The organism is Thermosynechococcus sp. (genome assembly GCF_046299655.1).
GTDB lineage: Bacteria > Cyanobacteriota > Cyanobacteriia > Thermosynechococcales > Thermosynechococcaceae > Thermosynechococcus.
Genome location: NZ_JBKBHZ010000018.1, coordinates 1 through 21,213, shown reverse-complemented (window position 1 = coordinate 21,213; position 21,213 = coordinate 1). Strand labels below are relative to the sequence as shown.

The window sequence follows — 21,213 nt, the reverse complement described above, 5'->3', positions numbered from 1 at the left end:
GCTGCTCAGGGAGGGGTAATTTCATTTTAGGGGGAGCAAGCAATTTCCGTTTTCAGATTTTTTATAAATCCTGTTAGGAAGGTTGTCGGTTAGGTAAGGTCATTGGCAGAAGCTAAGGGGCGAAGATAGGTCTGCACCAATGTCTGATAGAAGCCCAAGACGCGCTTATCTTTGAAGACCGCAGGCACACGGGCAAAGGCGGCACGGGAAATGATGGCATATTCAGGAATGGCGAATACGCTTGTGTCATTGGCTTGATACTGCGGCCAAAAGTAGGGGGTGAGATGGGGGAGCTTCTGGAGAATCCGTTCAATTTCTGCTTGGGCAATGGCCATCGCCTTGTCGGTTGTGGGAGCACCATTAAAGAAAATAGGCAAAGGAAGGGGCCCGCCTTCGCGGCGCAATGTGTGAATTTCATTGAAGAGAAATTGGTGAATCACCTGAGCGGCATTGTTGAGGGAGGAGAGATCGGTGTGGCGGGTGGGAATCAAAACGGCGTCACTGGCATACACGGCGCTCTTACTTAAAAAGAGCCAAGCACTGGGGCAGTCAATGAGGATGTAGTCGTAGCGATCGCGCAAAGGAGCGAGGCGTTCCCGCAGGCGGGTAATGGGTGGATGTTGGGTTTGCAGCGCTTGAATGAGAAGGCTTTGCAGTTGTGGGCTGGCGGGAATGACATCAAAGATGTGGGCAGACTGAATGCTGCTGCTGGTGCGGATGTGCAGGTGAAAGGGGCGAATCGTGGCTGTAATTGGCTCCTCGGGGTTTTTGCAGGCAAGCGGCAAGGGAGGTACTGGTGGGGGTTAGCTCAAGGGCGCGGCTAAGATCCCCTTGGGGGTCGCAATCTATGAGCAACACGGCGGCATTCGCCACCGCAAGGGTGGCTCCCAAGTTAATAGCGGTGGTGGTTTTGCCCACGCCTCCCTTGTGGTTATAGAGACAGAGGGTGGTGGCACGGGGGCGCGATCGCAAGCAGGTTTTGAGGTCTTCGACAATGGCCTCAAGGCGATCGCCCGTCAGTTCATAGTTGGGCGTCACTGGATAGACCAAGTGGCCATGGCGTTGAAAAAGTTGCAAGTGTCGGGCATTGGTGATCAGCCCCCAAGCGGTTTCTTGGCAATGGCAACCACTGAGAAGTTGGCGGAGTTGTTGCAGAGCGCGGCTATGGTGGGCAGACCCATTTTCAAGGTTCAAGGCCACGGTTTGACTGGGGGTATTACGGGAGCGACGGGCCGGGGGTTTAATCTCAACAATTAAATCAGGGTCAACTGGAGTTTGACAAAAGGGAGGCTGATGCTCCCGAGGAAACCGAGCTGCCACATCGGCAATCCCTGCACCGGTATCAAAGGAAGAAAGACGATCGCGATCGCCAAAGCCCAACACACTCAGGAGCGGTCGGACAAAGTGCTTCTCAATAACAGCTTCAGAGGTTTCGTCACCGTGAATTTGTTGCCATTGCGATCGCAAGCGAGAAATATCCAATGTCGAGCACCACCCAGCCGTCTTGAATCTTTCAGGATAGGTTGGCCACCCCTGAGCGTCAAGATAACAACGCTACCAAATCGCTGCGGATTGGGCTTTCCAAAGGCCTTGTTCATTAGTTATGATAATAAATCTGCAAATCTTTCACATTCGTCCCCTTGGGTGTCCTCACCGGATGATGGACGGATGGTTGTTTAACCCATAGGAGTACAACTCAATGGCAGTTCTGAGCCTTGCCCAAATGCTAGAGGCAGGGGTTCACTTTGGTCACCAAGCCCGCCGCTGGAACCCCCGCATGGCACCCTACATCTTCACCGTTCGCAATGGGGTGCACATCATTGACCTTGTCCAGACCGCCCAACTGCTGGATGAAGCCTACAACTACATCCGCAACGCTGCTGAAAAAGGCAAACGCTTTTTGTTTATTGGTACCAAGCGTCAAGCCGCCGGCATCGTCGAGCAGGAAGCACTGCGCTGCGGCAGTTACTACGTGAACCAGCGCTGGCTGGGGGGGATGCTCACCAACTGGAGCACCATTAAAACCCGTGTGGAGCGCCTCAAAGAATTGGAAAGCATGGAGGGAAGTGGCCTCATTGATCTGCGCCCCAAAAAGGAGGCTTCGACCCTACGGCGAGAGCTGGCACGGCTGCAAAAATACCTTGGTGGGATCAAGCAGATGCGGCGACTCCCCGATGTGGCGATTATCGTTGATGTAAAGCGGGAATACAACGCCGTTGCTGAGTGTCACAAATTAGGCATTCCCATCGTCGCCCTGCTGGATACCAACTGCGACCCCACCCAAGTGGATCTTCCCATTCCGGCTAACGATGACGCCATTCGTTCGATTAAGCTGATTGTGGGGAAACTAGCCGATGCCATTTACGAAGGCCGCCATGGTCAGTTGGAGGAACCCGAAACGGATCTCGCTGATGAGGACGACGATGGGATGACCGCCAGCGACGATGGTGATGCTGAAGCCCTAGATATTCCAGATGACTCTGATGCTTAATCCTTGAGGAACAGATCATGGCAGAGATTTCAGCCAAACTAGTTAAAGAACTGCGGGAAAAGACCGGTGCCGGCATGATGGACTGCAAGAAAGCCTTGCAGGAATCCAACGGCGATATGGAAGCCGCTATTGCCTGGTTGCGCCAGAAGGGTCTGGCCTCCGCCGGCAAAAAAGCCGGGCGGGTCACCGCTGAAGGTCTAGTGGATAGCTACATTCACACCGGCGGGCGCATTGGTGTGCTGGTGGAAGTCAACTGCGAAACCGACTTTGTGGCTCGCAACGAGAAATTCAAAGCCCTTGTCCAGGACATTGCCAAGCAAATTGCCGCTTGCCCCAATGTAGAATTTGTCTCAATGGACGATATTCCCCCTGAGTACAAGGAAAAAGAACGCCAAATTGCCCTTGGCTCCGATGCACTGAAGGGGAAGCCGCCCGAAGTCAAAGAGAAAATCGTTGCTGGCAAACTGGAGAAAACCCTCAAAGAGCTGTGCTTGCTTAATCAGCCTTTTATCCGTGATCAGTCCAAGACCGTTGAAGAGTTGGTCAAAGAGCACATTGCCGAGCTGGGGGAAAATATCCGCATTCGCCGCTTTCAACGCTTTATCCTCGGTGAGGGGATTGAGAAGAAAGAAACCAATCTTGCTGAAGAAGTGGCTGCCCAAACCCAAGCCATGGGTGCTGCCGCCAAAGTTGCCGAGGCACCAGCGGAGGTGACTGAAACCGCAACCCCTGAAGTGAGCGCCCCTGAGCCAGCAGTGGAAACAAGGACTGAAGAGCCAACTCCAGACCCTGTCGCAGTTTCTGAGCAGACAGCGGAAACCGTCGCTGAGCCTGCTGCCGAAAGTCCTGAACCTGTAGCTGAACCTGCGGCTGAAAGCAAGGGATTTGGTGCCGCTGCTAAAAAATCCAGTGGCAAGTCCCGCAGCAGCAAGAAGAAAAAATAATGCCCCTAGGCGTAGCCATGGGCTTGGAGAAACGCGAGATCAATGTCCTGGAGGGTGGAGGAATCTAGGAGGCGGAGAAACTTACGGGTATATTTGCCCAACAGGTCCGCCTCGAGATTCACCCCTTCCCCAACCCTCAGGAATTGCAACGTCGTTGCTGCATAGGTATGGGGGATGATAGCCACACTGAATTCATCCCCTTTTTCATTGCAATGGGCAACGGTGAGACTGATGCCATCAATGGCAATGCTTCCTTTGGGAATGATGTACGGCGCCACTGCTGCAGGGGCAGAGAAGGTAAATTCCCAACTCGTACCTGTGGAGGCGATCGCCAGTACGGTGCCCACCCCATCCACATGGCCGGTGACAAAATGTCCTCCCACCTTATCCCCGACGCGGAGGGCAGGTTCGAGGTTCACCATTGCTCCTGCTGCCGCTTTGGCCGCCAATGTCGTGCGTTGCAGTGTTTCCGGCGAGACACTGACCGCAAAACCGGTGGCATCAAAGGTTTCCACTGTGAGGCAGACGCCATCCACGGCAATACTATCGCCAACGGCCACGTCCTTAAGAAAAGGGGCATCGGTAGCGGTAATTGCCAACTGGGACTCAGAGCGTTGCTGGAGGACACCCATAGCCTGAATAATGCCCGTAAACATTGTTGTCTAACCTTTGAGTAAATGCCTTTGATAAAACTTCAATTCTGCCTCAAGGGCGGTGGCGATCGTGCTGCTTTGGCGGAAGCCGTGCCCCTCCTCAGGAAACGTGTAGTATTCTACAGGAATCCCCTTTGCCTGCAGGGCGGCCACCATCTCTGCCGCTTGGCGGGGGGGGACCACGACATCCTTGAGTCCTTGGAAGAAAATCACCGGACAGGTCAGAAGCTCCACATGGTAAAGGGGCGATCGCTGGCGGTAGAGGTCTGCCCCTGCGGGATAGGGGGCAATCAGTTGGTCAAAATAATGGGCTTCAAAGGCATGGGTCTCCTTAAGTAGGCTAATGAGATCGCCAATGCCGTAGTAACTCGCCCCCCCATGGAAGGTTGTGGTAAAGGTGAGGGCACAAAGGGCAGTATAGCCCCCGGCACTACTCCCTCGAATCGCCAAAGCCTGACCATTGACGCGCCCTTGAGCCACTAGATACTGCGCTGCGGCAGCACAGTCTGCCACATCCACGACGCCCCACTGTCCCCGCAGGGCATTGCGATAGGCGCGACCATAGCCCGTACTGCCACGATAGTTGACATCCAACACCGCAAAGCCACGACTGGTCCAAAACTGGATGCGCAAATCGAGACCTGTGCCACTGGCTGCCGTCGGTCCCCCATGACATCTCACAATTAAGGGGGGGCGTGAGTTTGGCGGGGGTTGCACTTGAGGATTTTTTGGGGGGTAGAAAAAGCCATAGGCGGTTGCCCCCTCAGTTGTGGGAAATTCAAGGACTTCGGGCTGGGAAATCCACGCCGATGGCAGGGGAGAAGCAATGGGTTGCAGCGGTGTCGTGGTGCTGTCATCCAGATTGAACTGCACAATATGGGGGGTCAACAGGGGCGAACTGCCAATAAAAGCAGCGGCGCGATCGCTGAGACGAACGAGGGAATGGATTTCTGTATAGTCCGTCGGCACCGTTTGCCATTCCCCAGTGGTTAAGGAAACCACTGCCAGCTGCCACAGCCCGCGATCGCTATAGGTTAAAACTGCCGTTTCAGCGTTCACGAGAGCATAGGTGGATTGGCCAAAGACCCACAGGGGCACACCCGCATCATAGGGAGCTTGCCAAAGAGCCTCATGGTAACCGTTATGGTAACGGTAGAGATTCCACCAGCCAGAGCGATCGCTAATGTAGTAGAGGGCCTCGCCCTGCCATTGGGGTTGCTGCACAGATTCCTCACTACTGCCAGCAATGCGATAGGGTGTCCCAAGGGAACCGTCGCTATTGACCGTGGCTGCCCACAGTTCACAGCCATCCCAAGGCATCTGCGGTGCTGACCATTGCAGCCAGACAAGGGTATTGCCCTCTGGACTTAAGCGCGGTGCAGCGTAGAAACCAGCCCCCGTAACAAGGGAAGTCCGTTCCCCCGCTAGGGAAATAGCCACCAAGGACTGCTGCGATCCCCCCCCTGGAGGATGCACCTCTTCGACACACAGCAGGCGTTCGCGCCAAGGATCAACGCAACCATCGGCAAAACGAGTATTCGTGGCTTGGTAGATTAACTGCGGGCTGGATTCCCCAAGGGCATAGAGACTCTGGTCGGCATCATTGACAAAGTAAATCTGATCACCATGGCACCAGTAGGCACCACCGCCGTACTCATTCACGCGCGATCGCACACTCCAAGGGGCTGCCAACAGGTCTTGCCCTTGACGCATCAAGACGACTCGCCCCTTTTCTTGGGGACGCCGCTCTAACCAAGCTAGGCCAAGGGGAGTCGAGCGCAATTCGCTGATACTTGTGGTTACTGCACTAACTGGGTCAGCAGAGAGGAGGGAAGGCCAGTGACCGTAGTCCAGACTCATTGGGAAATTTGCTCAAGCACCAGCTTTTGCCGTTTCACTGGCTCCGGGATACTAATGGGATACTTGCCTGTAAAACAGGCAGAACAAAAGCGATCGCCCGTATCGTAAGTGGCGGCAATCATGCCCTGCCAACTGAGGTAACTTAGAGAATCTACGCCAATCTGAGCGGCAATCTCCGCCACAGACTTGGTGGCAGCAATCAGTTGGTCTTGGCTATCGGTGTCAATGCCATAAAAGCAGGGGTGGGTGACAGGGGGCGAAGAAATGCGCATGTGAACTTCCACGGCACCGGCATCCCGCAGGGCTTTGACAATTTTGCGGCTAGTGGTGCCCCGCACAATTGAGTCATCCACAATCACCACCCGCTGTCCCATGAGCACATCCCGCAGTGGATTCAGCTTCATGCGAATTCCCGACTCGCGCATGGATTGGGTGGGCTGGATAAACGTGCGCCCCACATAGCGATTTTTAATCAGGCCTTCAGCATAGGGCACCCCCGTTGCTTGGGAAAAGCCAATGGCCGCTGGAACCCCCGAATCGGGGACGGCAATCACGACATCAGCATCGGCGGGCGCTTCGCGACCCAACTGCTGCCCTAGGCGCTGGCGGTAGCTGTAGAGACTTTCTCCCTGCATGACACTGTCGGGACGGGCAAAGTAAATCATCTCAAAGATGCACAGCTTCCGCTGGGACTCTGCCCATCGCACACTGTCAATCCCCTCGGCAGTAATGTGGACGAGTTCCCCCGGCTCCACATCCCGCACATAGTCCGCACCAATAATATCGAGGGCGCAGGTCTCCGAAGCCAGAACATAGTGGGGCGTCCCTTCGATCATCAGGCGGCCAATCACTAGGGGACGAATGCCGTGGGCATCCCGCAGTCCAAACAATCCCGCTGGGGTACCCATCACTAGGCTAAAAGCCCCTTGGCACTGTTGAGCCGCAGTAATCATCCCCTCTGACCAGGATTGGCCAGTGGCTACCGCTTGAGCGATCGCCCAGGCAATGAGTTCGGAATCCGTTGTACTCGCTAGCACCGCTGGCGGGGTATCGCAGGCCAACACCTGTTCCCGCAGGGCGTAGGTATTCACCAAATTGCCGTTGTGGGCCAAGGCCAAAGGCCCTAAGCGAGTTTCCACCACGACGGGTTGGGCGTTGACAATGCGACTAGACCCCGTGGTTGAGTAGCGGTTGTGACCGACTGCCCAGTCTCCCACCAGCCGTCCCAGAATCTCTTCATCAAAGACTTGGGAGACAAGACCCATGTCCTTGTAACAATGGACGGTGTCACCGGCAAATGTGGCAATGCCCGCGGATTCCTGACCGCGATGTTGTAGGGCATAGAGACCAAAGTAGGCAAGGCGAGCCACATCGACCCCAGGGGCATAGACCCCAAACACACCACAGGCTTCTTCTGGCTTGTCTGTAAACTGTTGTTCTGTCATTTAGTCCAAATACTTCGGCAGGGGCGATCGCCACGCAAGAGCTAACTCTTCCATCGTAACCCTGATGAGCGGAGAATGGTCACAGGTGTCAATACACAGTTCTGTATCTTCACCATTTACAATCCCTAGGCGTGTCCAAGCATTGGGTAATTGCGCCTGTACATAGGCCTCCCACACTGTCTGTTCCGTTGGCGGCACCGACACCAGAATTCGCGCTCCTCCCTCCGCAAACAGCAGCGCATCCCACCGCGGATAGGTGCCCGCCGGCAATTGAATCCTTGCCCCCCGCTGGCCACTGAGACAGCTTTCCGCCAAAGCCACGGCTAAGCCCCCCTCACTCAAATCGTGGGCACTAGCAATCCACCCCTGCTGAATGCCATAGCGGCACACTGATTGCACCCGCTGCTCTAGGTCTAAATCAATTTGGGGCGGACGACCCGCCACCAAGCCATGGATCTGGGCAAGGTATTCCGACCCGCCTAGGCTGATACGCGGATCACTTAGAGGGGTCGTCAGAGGCAAGCCCAATAGGTAAATGGCATCTCCTGCTGCCCGAAAGCCCTGACCGACCACCCGCTGCACACTGGGAACCAACCCCACCATCCCCACCACCGGCGTGGGATAGATGGGTCGCGGCTGGCCGTTGCTATCGATGGTCTCGTTGTAGAGGGAGACATTGCCGCCGGTGACCGGCGTTTGCAGAGCACGACAAGCCTCAGCTAGGCCGCGGCAGGCATGGGCTAACTGCCAGTAACCCACGGGCGTTTCTGGGCTGCCAAAGTTGAGGTTATCGGTGACAGCCAGCGGCTCTGCCCCGACACAACTCAGATTGCGGGCGGCCTCCGCCACTGCTGCTTTACCCCCTTCATAGGGATCTAGATACACGTAGCGGCTGGGGCAATCTACGGTCGCGGCAATCCCCTTTTGAGTGCCCCGCAGGCGAATCACAGCGGCATCGGCATCACCGGGAAAGACAAGGGTATTGTTTTGTACTTCGTGATCGTACTGACGATAGACCCATGCCTTGGAGGCAATAGTGGGGGTGGCCAAGAGGGTGAGCAAGATCTCCGAGGGAGATTGGCAGGGGAGAGCCAATTCCTCCACTGACCATTGCCGCGCCTGTTGGACGTAGGCTGGCGGCTCACTGGGACACTGCTGTTCATACACAGGCGTGTCTTCGGCAAGGGCACGGGCAGGCACCTCTGCGGCTACCTCACCCCGGTACAGGACCCGTACGACAGGTTCAGCAATGACGCGCCCCACCACCACCGCCTGCAAGCCCCAACGGTGGAAAATCTCAATTAGTTCTGCTTCCCGCCCTTGAGCGGCCACAAAGAGCATCCGTTCTTGGGACTCCGAGAGGAGAAACTCGTAGGGCACCATGCCCGCTTCGCGCACGGGCACTTTGTCAAGGTCCAGTTCAATGCCAACGCCGCCTTTGGCCGCCATTTCCGAAGTTGAACAGGTTAAGCCCGCTGCCCCCATGTCTTGGGCGGCCACCACTGCCCCCGTTTGAAAGGCTTCAAGACAGGCCTCAATGAGGCATTTTTCCATGAAGGGATCCCCCACTTGAACAGCAGGGCGATCGCGCACGGATTCATCAGTGAGTTCGGCACTGGCAAAGCTCGCCCCCCCCATGCCGTCACGGCCTGTCGTCGATCCCACATACAGCACCGGATTGCCAATGCCACTCGCTGCCGACTTGACAATTTCTGGGGTTTCCATGAGGCCCAAGGCCATGGCATTCACCAAGGGGTTACCGGCATAGCAGGGGTCAAAATAAACCTCCCCCCCCACCGTAGGCACCCCCACACAGTTGCCATAGTGGGCAATCCCCGCCACGACTCCTTTCACCAATTGTTGGGTCTTTGCCTCCTTAAGATCGCCAAAGCGCAGGGCGTTCAGCAGGGCAATGGGACGTGCCCCCATCGTGAAAATATCCCGCAGAATTCCCCCCACGCCAGTTGCTGCCCCCTGAAAGGGTTCAACAGCCGAGGGATGGTTGTGGGACTCAATCTTAAAAGCCAAGCGTAGCCCATCCCCTAAGTCCACCACCCCGGCATTTTCACCGGGGCCGACGAGTACCCGTGGCCCTTGGGTGGGAAACTGCTTGAGCAGGGGACGGGAATTTTTGTAGCAGCAGTGCTCTGACCACATCACGCCAAACATGCCCAATTCCGCGCGGTTGGGATGGCGACCAAGGCGGCGGACAATTTCAGCATATTCTTGGGGCTTGAGGCCTACAGCAGCAATCTCAGCCTCAGTGACGAAGGGCGTTTGGCTCATGGCACAGAACGTGTGGGCGACATTACCGTGGGCAACATTACTGATTATCGGGCCTAGCGGGAATTGGGGTACCAAAACATCCCCTTAATCCCCTCTGGATCGGGGCGGAAGCCCAACTGACGGTAAAAGTCCACCACATGGGGATCGGCAAAGAGGGTAATGTTGCTGATGTCTTCACTGCGCAATTCTTTGATAATTTGCCGCATTAATTCTTTACCTAGTCCCCGCCCCTGAAACTCGGGATGCACCACCACGTCCCAGATCGTGGCATTGAACGCATGGTCGGAGGTGGCACGGGAAAAGCCAATGAGACGACGATAGGCACCCCGCTGCTCCCACATCGAGATCACAAGGAAACTGTGCTGAATGGCTTTTTTCACCTTGCGAATGGGACGGCGCGCCCAGCCCACCGCATCACAGAGTTCTTCTAATTCATAAACGTCAATGTCTTTATCTTTGCTGAAAATAATTTTGCTTTCGCTGCCATTGTCCTGCTCGACCTGAGAACCTAAACTAGGGGACGTGGTGGTGGTGCTGGCAGTCGATTGTGAATTGAACAGTGATTTCCAGAAGCTCATGCCAGTATGCTGGAGATGGGACAATGACCAAGTCTTGGGCCGGCCTAGGCTATAGTATAGCGACTCTCACCCATGGTTTCCGATTTTCAAGTGCGCAACCTTGCTGTCCTGAAGCGGTTTAATCGCTCCTTTCCGGAGTTTTATGAGCAATTTGTGGGTCGGGATGTCCAATTGCAGAACTTGAAACTGGCCTTTCAAATTCACAAAACCAATCAGGCAGTGATTCAGATTGTCCCTGAGGGCGATCGCTCGGTTCTCCATTTTGCCCACCGCAACCACTCCTATCTGCTCAGTGATCTCTTTGGGGTGATGGCTGCCTACAAGCTGACGATTCACAATGTCTCGCTCTATGGCCATGTGCGACCGCCAATGCTGGTCTTTGTCAAACTGATCCTCTCAGAGCAGGGCAAGCCCCTGACAAAAAAACGCAGTGAAAGTGTGCGCCGTGCCTTGCAACAGACCCTCAGTGGGGAGTTTGCCGTTGAGGAAATGCTAGCCATGGAGTTCAACCTCAACGAAGGTCTGCCCCAAATTAGCACCAGTTTTTATCAGGATCAGGTCTTTCATCTGCCGGCTCTGTTGGTGGAGTCCACGAATCATCCCGCCTTGCTTTACAAAGTGATGCACGCTGTTTGGCAAGAGGAGTTGCTGGTGGTGAATATCAACTTTATGCTTTGGCAGGGTCGGGTGCGATTGTTGCTCTATTTGCTAGGCCCCAATGGCAATGTCATTCCCGATTATTTAGGCTCACGGATTGCTGCCAAAATTAAGGATCATCTAACGGGAAATGCAGCCCTTTTCTGAAATAGGCGATAGCTGCTTTCAGCGTGTTGAGTCTGTTCTATCCTCGTGAAAAGGTTTGGCGTTAGGGTACCATAGGGGATGTTTGTCCCCTTGATGACAAGTCCAATGACGGCTGAACAACATCTCCACCTGTGGCGAGCGGTGAACCTCAGCGATCGCATTCTGGCGGCAATTGATGTCGGGACAAACTCAATTCACATGGTGGTGGTACAAATTCAGCCCAGTTTACCCAGCTTCAAAATCATTGCTGCCGAAAAGGACATGGTGCGTTTAGGGGAACGCTGCCAAATTACGGGACAACTGACGGAAGAGGCCATGAAGCGGGCGATCGCCACCCTGCGCCGCTGTCGCGAATTGGCCATGGGTCTCAAGGCGGAAGAAATTATTGGCGTTGCCACCAGTGCCGTGCGCGAAGCCCCCAACGGTCGCGAATTCCTAGAGCGGGTCAAGGCAGAAACAGGTCTTACGATCGACTTAATCTCCGGCGAAGAGGAGGCGCGGCGCATCTACTTGGGAGTCTTGTCCGGCCTAGAATTTGACGGCAAGCCCCACATCATTATTGACATTGGCGGTGGCTCCACAGAGTTAATTCTTGGGGATGGCCATGAACCCCGCTACCTCAGCAGTACCAAAGTGGGGGCAGTGCGCCTGACGGACTTATTTGTCAAGAGTGACCCCATTAGTGACCAGGACTATGCCGCCCTACGCGCCTATGTGCGGGGAATGTTGGATCGGGCCGTAGAAGAGCTGCGACAGCACCTTGACCCCCATGAGAAGCCCCAATTGGTCGGCACCTCAGGCACAATTGAAAGCTTGATGATGATTCACACCTGCGATCGCCTTGGGGCTTGTCCTCCCTCCCTGCGGGGCTATGAACTCACACTGACGGACTTAAAGGCGCTGGTGGCGAAATTGCGGCGGCTCAACTTTAACCAGCGTTGTCAACTCCTGGGGATGTCGGAGCGTCGCGCAGAAATTATTGTGGCGGGAGCGATCATTCTTGCTGAAGCCATGGAGATGCTGGGGCAAAGCAGTCTCATCACCTGCGATCGCGCCCTACGAGAAGGCATCATTGTGGACTGGATGCTCACCCACGGCCTGATTGAAGACCGCCTTCGCTATCAAAGTTCCGTTCGCCAGCGCAGTACCTACAGTTTGGCGCAAAAATTCCATGTTAATCTGGCCAGCAGTGAACGGGTGGCTAATTTTGCCCTGACGCTCTTTGATCGCACCCAAGGGATTCTCCACCACTGGAGGGAGGCAGAACGCGAACTGCTCTGGGCAGCGGCCATCCTCCACAATGCTGGTCACTACGTCAGCCATTCTGCCCACCACAAACATTCCTACTACCTTGTGCGCCACGGTGGCTTACTCGGCTACACCGATACAGAAATCGAAATCATTGCCAACCTGTGTCGCTATCATCGCAAGAGTCCCCCCAAGAAAAAGCATGAAAACTTCCGCCAATTGATGGGACGACGCGAACGGCAAATCGTTGAGCAACTGAGTGCAATTCTACGGCTAGCTTCGGCCTTGGATCGGCGGCAAATCGGAGCCGTAGATCACATTAGCTGTGAGTGGCATGCCCCCCAGCGGGAGTTTTGTATCTACGTGCATCCAGCGGATCCCAGCGATCGCTGTGAGTTGGAAATTTGGGGTGTCAACTACAAAAAAGAACCCTTTGAAACTCAATTTAGCGTCAGTGTGAAGGTGGAATTAGCCACTGCCCGTTCTAGTGTCCTAGCCACCACAGCGAACTAACTACTTAAAGCCTTAGCCTCTTTTCTTAGACTCTTTCGACAGGGGGCTGACCCAATAGCCCTTGGGGTCGCACGAGCAGCACAAGAAAGAGAATTCCAAAGGCAGCAGCATCCCGCAGGCCCGAAGCAGCCGCAGGCACCATTGCCTCCACCAGTCCTAGCAAGAAGCCCGCTAACATGGTTCCTGGTAAACTCCCTAGGCCACCGAGAACAATCACCGCTAACCCCTTGAGACCAAAGATCACCCCAAACTGCGGTCCCGTAATTCCGACACTCAAGGCAACGAGGGTGCCAGCCACCGCAGCCAAGGCACTGCTGACAAAAAAAGTCACTTGGATAATGCGATCGCCATCAATCCCCAGTAATGTAGCGGCGGTGGGATTTTCGGCCACTGCTTGCAATCCCTTGCCCATGCGCGTCCCTTTCACCCAATAGGTCAGGGCGATCATCAAGACCATGGCCACGGTAAAGATGACAAATTGGCTGGTGCGCACCGTAACCTCTCCAAGTTGCAGGGTATGGGGCAACCCACCCCAGAGTTGATCGGGATAGGTATAGACTTCGGCACCCACCAAATACTGGATCAAATTGGTGAGGAGAACCGCAGCCCCTAGGCTTGCCACCACCGTCAAGAGGGTATCGGTGCGCTGCTGTCGTAAGGGTCGGAAGACCGCCCAATCAATAGCCATCCCCAATAGACCACAGCCAAGAGCACTCAGAACTAAAGCCGGCACAAAGGGCAAGGCCACGGGAAGCTGTGCATTGGCCAACAGACCATTGAAGCCAAAGCGTCCTCCCAAGAGGGCATAGGTGAGGTAGGCACCCGTAGCAAAAACAGCACCGTGGGCAAAGTTGATGATGCCCAAAATTGAGAAGACAAGGGTATAGCCGAGGGCAAAAATGGCATAAACACTACCTGTGGCCAGTCCATCCACAAGGACTTGCAGGGCGTTCATTGCCACCTAAGCGCCTTCCACAAGGGCACGATAATCCGCTGCTGAGAGGAGTCCTGTGGGGGGGGTATTGACCTGTACTTTTACCAACCACCCTTCACCGTAGGGATCGGCAGCAATTTGCTCGGGGTTGTCAATGACCGCCTGATTGACGGCAATCACAGTTCCTGCTAGGGGCGCATAGAGATCCTCAACGGCCTTGACGGATTCAATCGTGCCAAAGCGCTCACCCGGTGTGAGAGTGTCACCAACGGCTGGTAACTCCACAAAGACAATATCCCCCAGTTGATCCACTGCAAAGGCACTAATCCCCAAAGTGGCCGTATCGCCCTCAAGGCGCAGATACTCATGGCTGTCGAGATATTGCAGATCCTCAGGGTAGGTGAGTGTCATAAGGAAACTCCAATCCATCAGGGGCGATCGCTGGCACGGGCAAGGCGCACAGCCGTCACAAAGGCCGCTAAACCTAGGGGCACGCTGAGAAGCAGAATCACGGTAGTGGGTATGGTTCCCAACTGGGCGTTCCCCGAACTGAGTTCAAAAATACAGCCAACACTGGCGATCGCTGCCACACAGGCCCCTAGTAAGTATAGATAACTCTTGAGCACAGACAACGCCCCCACGAATTCCTAGGCAGCAATGGGACGCACGGCACTGGCTGCAAACCCATGCTCCTTGAGTTCGTGGCGCAGCAGCGCTTGGTTTTCCACGCGATCTACGAACATGACGCCCATCAGGTGATCAATCTCGTGCTGGATGGCACGGGCCAGCAGTCCACCTGCCATGAGGACCTGGGGGCGCCCCCACTCATCTTTGTAGGCCACCTCCACCATGGCTGGACGGCGCACCTCTAGATACACCCCTGGAATACTCAGGCATCCCTCTTGGCATACCTCCAGCTCTTCACTGAAGTCCCTAATGACGGGATTGATCATCACCAGCGGCTCTGCTTCGGGATCGTCGGGATGAATGTCAATGACGAGAATCTGCTTATTGATGCCCACCTGGGGTGCTGCCAAGCCAATGCCATCGGCACTGTACATGGTTTGCAACATTTTTCGCACAATATCACGGACAGCGTCATCTACTTTGCTCACCCGTTTGGCGGGTTGGCGCAGCACACGATCGCCCAAGTAGTGCAATTGCAGGGGCGGATTTTTTAACTTTTTCTTCTCAACAGCTAGGGATGCAGCCATAGGATATGCCAAGTCAACACAAAATAACAAAAGTGAACTACTTTCTAGCCTAACGAACTTTCAAGGCTCTAGGCTACTTTTCCGTTGAGGCACTGCTGACACTGGGCAAGAGGCGCTGTTGCTCCTCAAGGGCAGCTTTGTAGCGTTCCACATCCTCCTCAAGGTGGGCAATTTGCTCATCGCGGGCTTCCATTTCCACCCGAATGGTAAAGATGCGCTGCACCTGTACCCAGACATTAAAGACCCAAGCAAAGACGGCACCAATACCCATGGCCACAATGAGTTCAATGCACAATGGCGCTTGAATCACCTTTCCTTCAAAGAACTTAATACTAACAGGTTCAGTATTTTGAATACTAAAGAGAACTAAGCCCAAGCCAATGACAAATATCATGACAAAGTTCAGTTGTCGCATAGGGCATCCTGTAACCGATCTAATCTATAGACAGGGGTTGTCGCATCCAGCATCTTGCCAGCAACCAACCACCTTGGGCTAATCATACCACTGCGATTAGTCCTCAATCACTGCGTGACTCACTTCTACAGCTTGGACATCAACGGTGCCGGGGGGAGCCAATCGCTGAAACTGGCGATCGCGCACCCTCAAGACTTCAGCACAGGCAGGGCATTGGGTTTGGGTATTATTCAAACTGCTAAATTCAAAGCCACACACGGGGCAGGCCGCCGTCACCAGCTTCCAGCGCAACCAAAGTTGCAACCCCGCAAAAAGGAGCACAGGGGTCAACATCAAGATGAAAAACAGCACCAGAAAAGATTGCACTAACCAGCCTAGCCCCAGTAGCCCCAGTAACCAAGTTACCAGCAACACACTGAACCAAAAACGTAGGGTGGGGTTTAGGGTAAATCGTAGGGACACTGGCTTCTCTCCAAGGGCATTGTCGCTATTCTAGCGTAGTCACGGGTGTATGCTAAAAAGCAAGCGCACCATCGAGCTATGGTCATGCCCTATACTCTCCACGCCGAACGTACTCGCATTGAAGTAATCCCAGAGCGCGGTGGCCTGATTAGTCGTTGGCAGTGGCGGGGGCATGAGTTGCTGTACTTGGATCGGGAGCGCTTTGCCAGCCCACAGTTAAGTGTGCGCGGCGGTATTCCGCTTCTCTTTCCCATTTGTGGCAGTTTGCCCGAGGATACCTTTCACTACCATGGCCAAACCTATCACCTCAAGCAACATGGCTTTGCACGGGATTTGCCGTGGCAGGTGCTAGATCAGCAGGAACATCTCTTGAAGCTGGGGTTGCAGGATACGCCAGCCACACGCCAAGTCTATCCCTTTGCTTTTCATCTGACCTTGACCTACACCCTCGCTGCTGATGCTCTGGCGATCGCCCTTGAGGTGGCTAACCCCGGTGACACGCCCTTGCCTTTTAGCTTTGGCTTGCATCCCTACTTTACCGTTGCTGACAAGCACCAATTGCAGTTTGACTTGCCGATCCATGCCATGGTGGATCAAAAAACGCAACAACCCCTCACCTTTAGCGGCACGTTTGACTGGCATGCAGCAGAACTGGATTTGGCCTGTCGTCCCCTCACGGGGCAAGTGGCTCGCATCTGTGACCTGCAACAACAGTACTGCCTAACGTTGCGCTACGCTACAGCCTTTACAACCCTCGTTTTTTGGACTGTTCAGGGCAAGCCCTACTATTGTCTAGAGCCTTGGACAGCCCCCCGCAATGCCTTGAATACAGGGGTGGATCTACTGCATGTACCGCCCCAGAAACACCTCACCCTTGGCGCCGAGATTGCTGTTGCCCCCCTTTAGGGAGAAAATAAGAAAGTTTTCACGCACGCGACGATGTACCCAGATTTTCAGACCTTTTCTCAGCTTGCCGAGCAGGGTAACTTCATCCCCATTTATCAGGAGTGGGTGGCGGATATGGATACACCCGTATCAGCTTGGTATCGGGTCTGTCGCGATCGCCCCTACAACTTTTTGCTGGAGTCCGTCGAGGGGGGTGAACAACTGGCTCGTTACAGCCTTCTTAGTTGTGATCCGCTGTGGGTACTGGAAACGCGGGGCAACCAAACCACCCAAACCCACCGCGATGGCTCGGTCACCACATTTACAGGCAATCCCTTCACAATTTTGGCCAACTGCTTAGCCCCTTATCAGCCCGTGAAGCTGCCCCAACTGCCGGGGGGCATTGGCGGTCTTTTTGGCTTTTGGGGCTATGAACTGATTCAGTGGATTGAGCCACGGGTGCCCATTCATCCTGCCACCGCAACGGATTTACCCGATGGCATCTGGATGCAGGTGGATCAAATCCTCATTTTTGATCAGGTGAAGCGGAAAATTTGGGCGGTGGTCTATGCCGATACCCGCGAGACGGACTTGAAAACGGCCTATACCCACGCCAGCGATCGCCTAGAGCAGCTTTTGAGCAAACTGCAAACGCCGATTCCTGCTGAAGCCACCCAACTCCACTGGCAAGCCAGTCGTCAACCCCCCAGTTACACCAGCAACATCACTCCCGCAGCCTTCTGTGCCAATGTGGAGCGCGCCAAGGACTACATTCGGGCAGGTGATATTTTCCAAGTTGTGCTCTCCCAACGCCTCAGTGCCACCTACAGCGGCGATCCCTTTGCCCTCTATCGCTCCTTGCGCCTGATTAACCCTTCTCCCTACATGGCCTACTTTCAATTTGGCACGTGGCAGATCATCGGCTCTAGCCCAGAAGTGATGGTCAAAGCGGAGCACCCCCCTGCAAAAACTGACTCTCTCCTTGCCACCGTGCGTCCCATTGCCGGCACTCGCAAGCGGGGGCATACCTACGCCGAAGATCAGCAGCTTGCCGCCGAACTCCTTGCCGACACCAAAGAAGTGGCCGAACACGTCATGTTAGTAGATTTGGGGCGTAATGATTTGGGGCGTGTCTGTCGTCAGGGAACTGTTACCGTCGAAGAGTTTATGGTGATTGAGCGCTACTCCCATGTCATGCACATTGTCAGTAATGTGGTGGGCGAACTATTGCCCGATAAAACCGCATGGGACTTACTGCAAGCCTGTTTCCCCGCTGGCACCGTCAGTGGTGCCCCCAAAATCCGAGCCATGGAAATCATCTATGAATTGGAGGGCTGCCGCCGTGGCCCCTACTCCGGTGCCTATGGCTACTATGACTTTGAAGGTCAACTTAATACCGCGATCGCCATTCGCACAATGGTGGTGCAACCCCTCACCGATCAGCAACATCTGATTCACGTGCAAGCGGGCGCCGGCATTGTGGCTGACTCGGATCCCCAGCGGGAATACGAAGAAACCCTCAACAAAGCACGCGGCCTGTTGGAAGCAATTTCTGCCCTAGGGAGAAAACCTTAACCCAATCTTGAGCTAAGGATTATCTCATCTTTACGTTTGCCCCCTAGCCTAGTAGGCAGTTTTGGCTAACGTTACCCAGAACACAGGCACTGGGAATGTTGGAGAAACCGCCCATCTCTCAGGCACACACCTAAGGGCTGGTTCCTTTGCTTGAGGTTCTACTGCCATGGCACATGCCTCCACTGCTGCAATCACTCCCCCTGTGGATGGACGCTGGCGTTCTTCGTCGCGAGTCCACACCTTTAGCGTCGGGGACAGCATCTGGATGGAGCCAGAACGCATTTGGCTAGTAAGCCGCGGTGTCGTCCTCTTGAATCTTTTGCACCCCGATGGTGAAGAAGTAGTGGTGGGACTAGCCACACCCGGTACTGCGTTTGGTTTACCCTTGACCAGTTTAACGGCCTACCAAGCCAAGGCACTTTGCAAAGCAGAACTGATGCTCTTTTCGCTGGTGGAGGTAGAATCCTCGCCCAACTTGACCCAAAGTCTTGTGCGCGGTCTCGCCCGTCGCCTACGGCAAGCGGAAGGTCTGCTGGGAATTACCAGCCATCGCCGCATTGAGGAGCGATTACGCCATTTACTCCTGCTGTTGAAGCAAGAAATTGGTCAGCCCCATCCCCTAGGTACGCGCTACAGTGTCCGCCTCACCCATCAGCAACTGGCAACAGCGATTGGTACGAGTCGGGTGACGATGACCCGCCTCTTGGGCAAGCTCAAAGAGGAGCAGTGGCTCACCTACGATCGCGATCGCCACATCATTCTCACCAACACCGCTGAGATTTGAGCGCACTTCCACCTGAATCAAGATTCCCCTAGAACAATCAGGGGAGGTTTTTAGTGTAAATTTTTGTAAACACTTGCGCTCATAGTGGCAAAACTGTTAAATTAGATACAGAAATAAATCGTTCATCTTTGCTGAGAGATACCCAAATTTGGGTAGCAGCGAAGACGGAAGTAGGGCAGTTGGCCCGAAGGAACGCGCCTCAGTTCAAAGAAACCACCGAGCAAACAATTTGGGGCGACAACTATGACTACTCTCACCTATCGCGGCGTTCAATACGACTACATTCCTCCAGCAGTACGCACCGAAGCTACCGATGTGGTTGCAAAATACCGAGGCTGGAATTACCACTGCACCCGAGCAGTGAATCCACCGGCTCAACCGGTGCGGGACTTAATCTATCGCGGTGTTGCCTACCGTACAGGTCAAGGAGAAGCCGTGAACACAACGGCAACCACGGCTGCTAACACAGCCAAGGAAGTGAATATGCCAGCGCTGGATCTCAATCAACTTTCGCGGGTCATTCTCACCCACCACCACCAAGTGATCAAAAACCGCGAACAATCCCTCCTCACACGGATGATTGCCCAAATGGGCTTACCTGCGGCCGCAGGTTACTACTGGAACCAAATTCAGGGCAAAATTAAGCCCCACGTCTGGACAAGCTACGATCGCAGTCATGCCACAATGAGCTAACGCAGGGACGTGAGTGTCCTCTCTCAAAAGTGATTTATAAGTATTCTCGCATCGGATTCACCTCCGGTGCGAGTTTTTTACTTGCCCCCGCTGTGGTGTTTTTGCCCAAGTTAACCACTGGTTCTCATCAAAGTGAAGGTCGAATTCTGCTAAGTCCTCTGGATCGATCAGGTCCTGCTTTAATTGCTCACGGACTAGTTTGCATGGCGGAAATCGAAAGCGCGATGTTGATTCCCATTCATTGCGCTTCAATGCTCTTTCGATACGAGTGCTTTCTTGGAGAGCAGTGGGGTTAATGTATTCGAGAAAAAAGTTCACCGTTTCCTGTTTTATCCAGCCATTGAGAACAGCCAAAGACCCAAAGCGATAGCTAGTTTGCCACTGTTGCTTCAGGATTTGCTGGACTTGTTCCTCAGTCAATAAACTGGCCTTTTTGAGATAAAAACCAATAGGATACTTTTCTTTGTTTTGAATCAGCTTAGGCCATTCTTCAACAAAAAAATCAATAGTTTCTTGGGGGAGCCAACCATGGAGGACAAGAATTTCGCCGAAGCGCAGGTGAGTGTAGATGTCCTTTTCCATCAAGGCCACCTGAAGCTGACCAGCGTTGATTAGGGCTGCTTTTAGGAGCAATTCACCAATTTTCATAATCTCTTCTACTGCAAGAAAATACTTCGACTTTCAACAACAGAGGGACATTAATTGATGAATTTTTAATGCCTAACTTTTTGAGGGAACAAGATACAGCAATTTTCTGAAATGTGACTTATTTAATTGTCCCATAAGAGTTTTGAACATGGTCAATTCCTGCAAGAGAGACTGTAAGGAACACATCGATCCATTTTTAAGTATACCCCTAGCGATCGCTAAATTTACTCGCAATTACTGCTTGTTAAGTAATAAATCCTTGTAGTGTGAATTCGCTTAGACGTGAGCCGCCCCAACCCATAGGCTGATGGGGAATTCTGCGAAATATGAAATACATTGGCAAATATGTTAATACTTATATCGGTTCTTTGCAATGCTGAGCCTAATAAGCAAGTCTCAAGGGGGACGGAAAGTGGAGTGCTCGGTTTTCGGAGCAACTAGTCATTCACTAGCCAGCATTTATTAGTGCCATCGTCAAATTTAGTTGGTATAAGCACTCATTGAGATATTGTTTAGCTAATCGGCGGGAAGCCCCGCGCTTTCCCGAAGGGGAGCGTCAGGATGAGAGCTAGGGGCGCTGAGGGGGTTCGCTGCCCCCGAAGTACCCGAGCGAGGGGAGTCTTGCTGTGCAATAAGTGTGTGCTATAATCATTGCCCAACGGTCAGACGGCAAAGTCTGGCCTGAACAAAAGTTTTGCCGATGTGGGGAGAGCAGGGTTCCTAAACAACATCCTGCCGTACAAAGCTGCAAACGCTGGGCGGTGGGTCGTGAAGGTTAACC

General features: G+C 54.0%; 22 protein-coding genes, 1 pseudogene and 1 riboswitch. Of the genes and pseudogenes, 9 read left to right on the top strand and 14 right to left on the bottom strand.

The genetic code is table 11. From position 1 onward, the window contains the following. Window positions 1-89: 89 nt before the first annotated feature. Window positions 90-785 carry a ParA family protein gene (locus tag ACK4HN_RS10420; RefSeq protein WP_409868520.1) on the bottom strand — a complete coding sequence of 232 codons (696 nt, stop codon included), beginning with the start codon at window positions 783-785 and terminating at the stop codon, window positions 90-92. Further along, window positions 679-1,482 (bottom strand): AAA family ATPase, encoded by an 804-nt coding sequence (locus ACK4HN_RS10415; RefSeq protein WP_409868521.1) that lies wholly within the window; start codon window positions 1,480-1,482, stop codon window positions 679-681. Before ACK4HN_RS10415 ends, ACK4HN_RS10420 begins: the two co-directional genes overlap by 107 nt. 217 nt (window positions 1,483-1,699) lie before the next feature. Here ACK4HN_RS10415 and rpsB point away from each other — a divergent pair, with 217 nt between their 5' ends. Both rpsB and tsf read left to right on the top strand, forming a co-directional pair. After that, on the top strand, window positions 1,700-2,491 hold the full coding sequence (gene rpsB / locus ACK4HN_RS10410; RefSeq protein ID WP_409868522.1) for a 30S ribosomal protein S2: 792 nt from the start codon (window positions 1,700-1,702) through the stop codon (window positions 2,489-2,491). A 17-nt stretch (window positions 2,492-2,508) separates the two neighbouring features. Then, window positions 2,509-3,435 carry a translation elongation factor Ts gene (tsf, locus tag ACK4HN_RS10405; protein WP_409868523.1) on the top strand — a complete coding sequence of 309 codons (927 nt, stop codon included), beginning with the start codon at window positions 2,509-2,511 and terminating at the stop codon, window positions 3,433-3,435. Between the two features lie 5 nt (window positions 3,436-3,440). Here tsf and ACK4HN_RS10400 read toward each other — a convergent pair whose 3' ends face one another. Genes ACK4HN_RS10400 through ACK4HN_RS10380 form a run of 5 tightly spaced genes read right to left on the bottom strand, consistent with a single transcriptional unit; the run spans window position 3,441 to window position 10,257 of the window. Beyond that, entirely contained in the window at window positions 3,441-4,091 is a 651-nt protein-coding gene (locus tag ACK4HN_RS10400) for a riboflavin synthase (protein WP_409868524.1), read from the bottom strand. Between the two features lie 6 nt (window positions 4,092-4,097). Then, entirely contained in the window at window positions 4,098-5,948 is a 1,851-nt protein-coding gene (locus ACK4HN_RS10395; protein WP_409868525.1) for a prolyl oligopeptidase family serine peptidase, read from the bottom strand. Next, complete coding sequence (purF, locus tag ACK4HN_RS10390; RefSeq protein ID WP_409868526.1) at window positions 5,945-7,393, bottom strand: amidophosphoribosyltransferase; 1,449 nt, start codon at window positions 7,391-7,393, stop codon at window positions 5,945-5,947. Before purF ends, ACK4HN_RS10395 begins: the two co-directional genes overlap by 4 nt. Continuing rightward, on the bottom strand, window positions 7,394-9,679 hold the full coding sequence (gene purL / locus ACK4HN_RS10385; protein ID WP_409868548.1) for a phosphoribosylformylglycinamidine synthase subunit PurL: 2,286 nt from the start codon (window positions 9,677-9,679) through the stop codon (window positions 7,394-7,396). It abuts the gene before it with no gap. Between the two features lie 53 nt (window positions 9,680-9,732). Next, window positions 9,733-10,257 carry a GNAT family N-acetyltransferase gene (locus ACK4HN_RS10380; RefSeq protein WP_409848996.1) on the bottom strand — a complete coding sequence of 175 codons (525 nt, stop codon included), beginning with the start codon at window positions 10,255-10,257 and terminating at the stop codon, window positions 9,733-9,735. A 72-nt stretch (window positions 10,258-10,329) separates the two neighbouring features. Here ACK4HN_RS10380 and ACK4HN_RS10375 point away from each other — a divergent pair, with 72 nt between their 5' ends. Further along, window positions 10,330-11,061 carry a hypothetical protein gene (locus ACK4HN_RS10375; protein WP_409868527.1) on the top strand — a complete coding sequence of 244 codons (732 nt, stop codon included), beginning with the start codon at window positions 10,330-10,332 and terminating at the stop codon, window positions 11,059-11,061. Between the two features lie 93 nt (window positions 11,062-11,154). After that, complete coding sequence (locus tag ACK4HN_RS10370) at window positions 11,155-12,822, top strand: HD domain-containing protein (protein ID WP_409877606.1); 1,668 nt, start codon at window positions 11,155-11,157, stop codon at window positions 12,820-12,822. Window positions 12,823-12,847: 25 nt separating this feature from the next. Here the strand turns inward: ACK4HN_RS10370 and ACK4HN_RS10365 are convergent, their stop codons facing one another. The 6 genes from ACK4HN_RS10365 to ACK4HN_RS10340 all read right to left on the bottom strand — a co-directional run bounded on the left by ACK4HN_RS10365 (window position 12,848) and on the right by ACK4HN_RS10340 (window position 15,847). After that, the gene (locus ACK4HN_RS10365; RefSeq protein ID WP_409877605.1) at window positions 12,848-13,777 is read right to left on the bottom strand and encodes a branched-chain amino acid ABC transporter permease; all 930 of its coding nucleotides are present in this window, start codon (window positions 13,775-13,777) and stop codon (window positions 12,848-12,850) included. Between the two features lie 6 nt (window positions 13,778-13,783). Beyond that, window positions 13,784-14,167 carry a glycine cleavage system protein GcvH gene (gene gcvH / locus ACK4HN_RS10360; RefSeq protein WP_409848990.1) on the bottom strand — a complete coding sequence of 128 codons (384 nt, stop codon included), beginning with the start codon at window positions 14,165-14,167 and terminating at the stop codon, window positions 13,784-13,786. Window positions 14,168-14,184: 17 nt separating this feature from the next. Next, window positions 14,185-14,397: a hypothetical protein gene (locus ACK4HN_RS10355; protein WP_409848988.1), complete on the bottom strand. Its 213-nt coding sequence runs from the start codon at window positions 14,395-14,397 to the stop codon at window positions 14,185-14,187. A gap of 6 nt (window positions 14,398-14,403) precedes the next feature. Next, a complete protein-coding gene (gene def, locus ACK4HN_RS10350) occupies window positions 14,404-14,970 on the bottom strand; it encodes a peptide deformylase (RefSeq protein ID WP_409848986.1) in 567 nt (188 codons plus the stop codon). Window positions 14,971-15,043: 73 nt separating this feature from the next. Continuing rightward, window positions 15,044-15,385, bottom strand: coding sequence for a LapA family protein (locus ACK4HN_RS10345; RefSeq protein WP_409868529.1), 342 nt, complete (start codon window positions 15,383-15,385; stop codon window positions 15,044-15,046). Window positions 15,386-15,481: 96 nt separating this feature from the next. Continuing rightward, window positions 15,482-15,847, bottom strand: coding sequence for a hypothetical protein (locus ACK4HN_RS10340; protein WP_409868530.1), 366 nt, complete (start codon window positions 15,845-15,847; stop codon window positions 15,482-15,484). Window positions 15,848-15,931: 84 nt separating this feature from the next. Between ACK4HN_RS10340 and ACK4HN_RS10335 the strand changes: the two genes are divergently transcribed. The 4 genes from ACK4HN_RS10335 to ACK4HN_RS10320 all read left to right on the top strand — a co-directional run bounded on the left by ACK4HN_RS10335 (window position 15,932) and on the right by ACK4HN_RS10320 (window position 19,784). Next, window positions 15,932-16,753 carry an aldose epimerase gene (locus ACK4HN_RS10335; protein ID WP_409868531.1) on the top strand — a complete coding sequence of 274 codons (822 nt, stop codon included), beginning with the start codon at window positions 15,932-15,934 and terminating at the stop codon, window positions 16,751-16,753. 33 nt (window positions 16,754-16,786) lie between these two features. Further along, complete coding sequence (trpE, locus tag ACK4HN_RS10330) at window positions 16,787-18,307, top strand: anthranilate synthase component I (protein ID WP_409877604.1); 1,521 nt, start codon at window positions 16,787-16,789, stop codon at window positions 18,305-18,307. Window positions 18,308-18,473: 166 nt separating this feature from the next. Beyond that, window positions 18,474-19,091 (top strand): Crp/Fnr family transcriptional regulator, encoded by a 618-nt coding sequence (locus ACK4HN_RS10325; RefSeq protein ID WP_409877602.1) that lies wholly within the window; start codon window positions 18,474-18,476, stop codon window positions 19,089-19,091. Between the two features lie 117 nt (window positions 19,092-19,208). After that, window positions 19,209-19,290, top strand: a riboswitch (Glutamine riboswitch). Window positions 19,291-19,334: 44 nt separating this feature from the next. Continuing rightward, window positions 19,335-19,784, top strand: coding sequence for a DUF4278 domain-containing protein (locus ACK4HN_RS10320; RefSeq protein ID WP_409868534.1), 450 nt, complete (start codon window positions 19,335-19,337; stop codon window positions 19,782-19,784). A gap of 57 nt (window positions 19,785-19,841) precedes the next feature. Here the strand turns inward: ACK4HN_RS10320 and ACK4HN_RS10315 are convergent, their stop codons facing one another. Next, window positions 19,842-20,366 carry a hypothetical protein gene (locus ACK4HN_RS10315; protein WP_409877613.1) on the bottom strand — a complete coding sequence of 175 codons (525 nt, stop codon included), beginning with the start codon at window positions 20,364-20,366 and terminating at the stop codon, window positions 19,842-19,844. Between the two features lie 717 nt (window positions 20,367-21,083). Here ACK4HN_RS10315 and ACK4HN_RS10310 point away from each other — a divergent pair. After that, window positions 21,084-21,213 (top strand): annotated as a pseudogene (locus ACK4HN_RS10310) (RNA-guided endonuclease TnpB family protein); the annotation flags it as partial.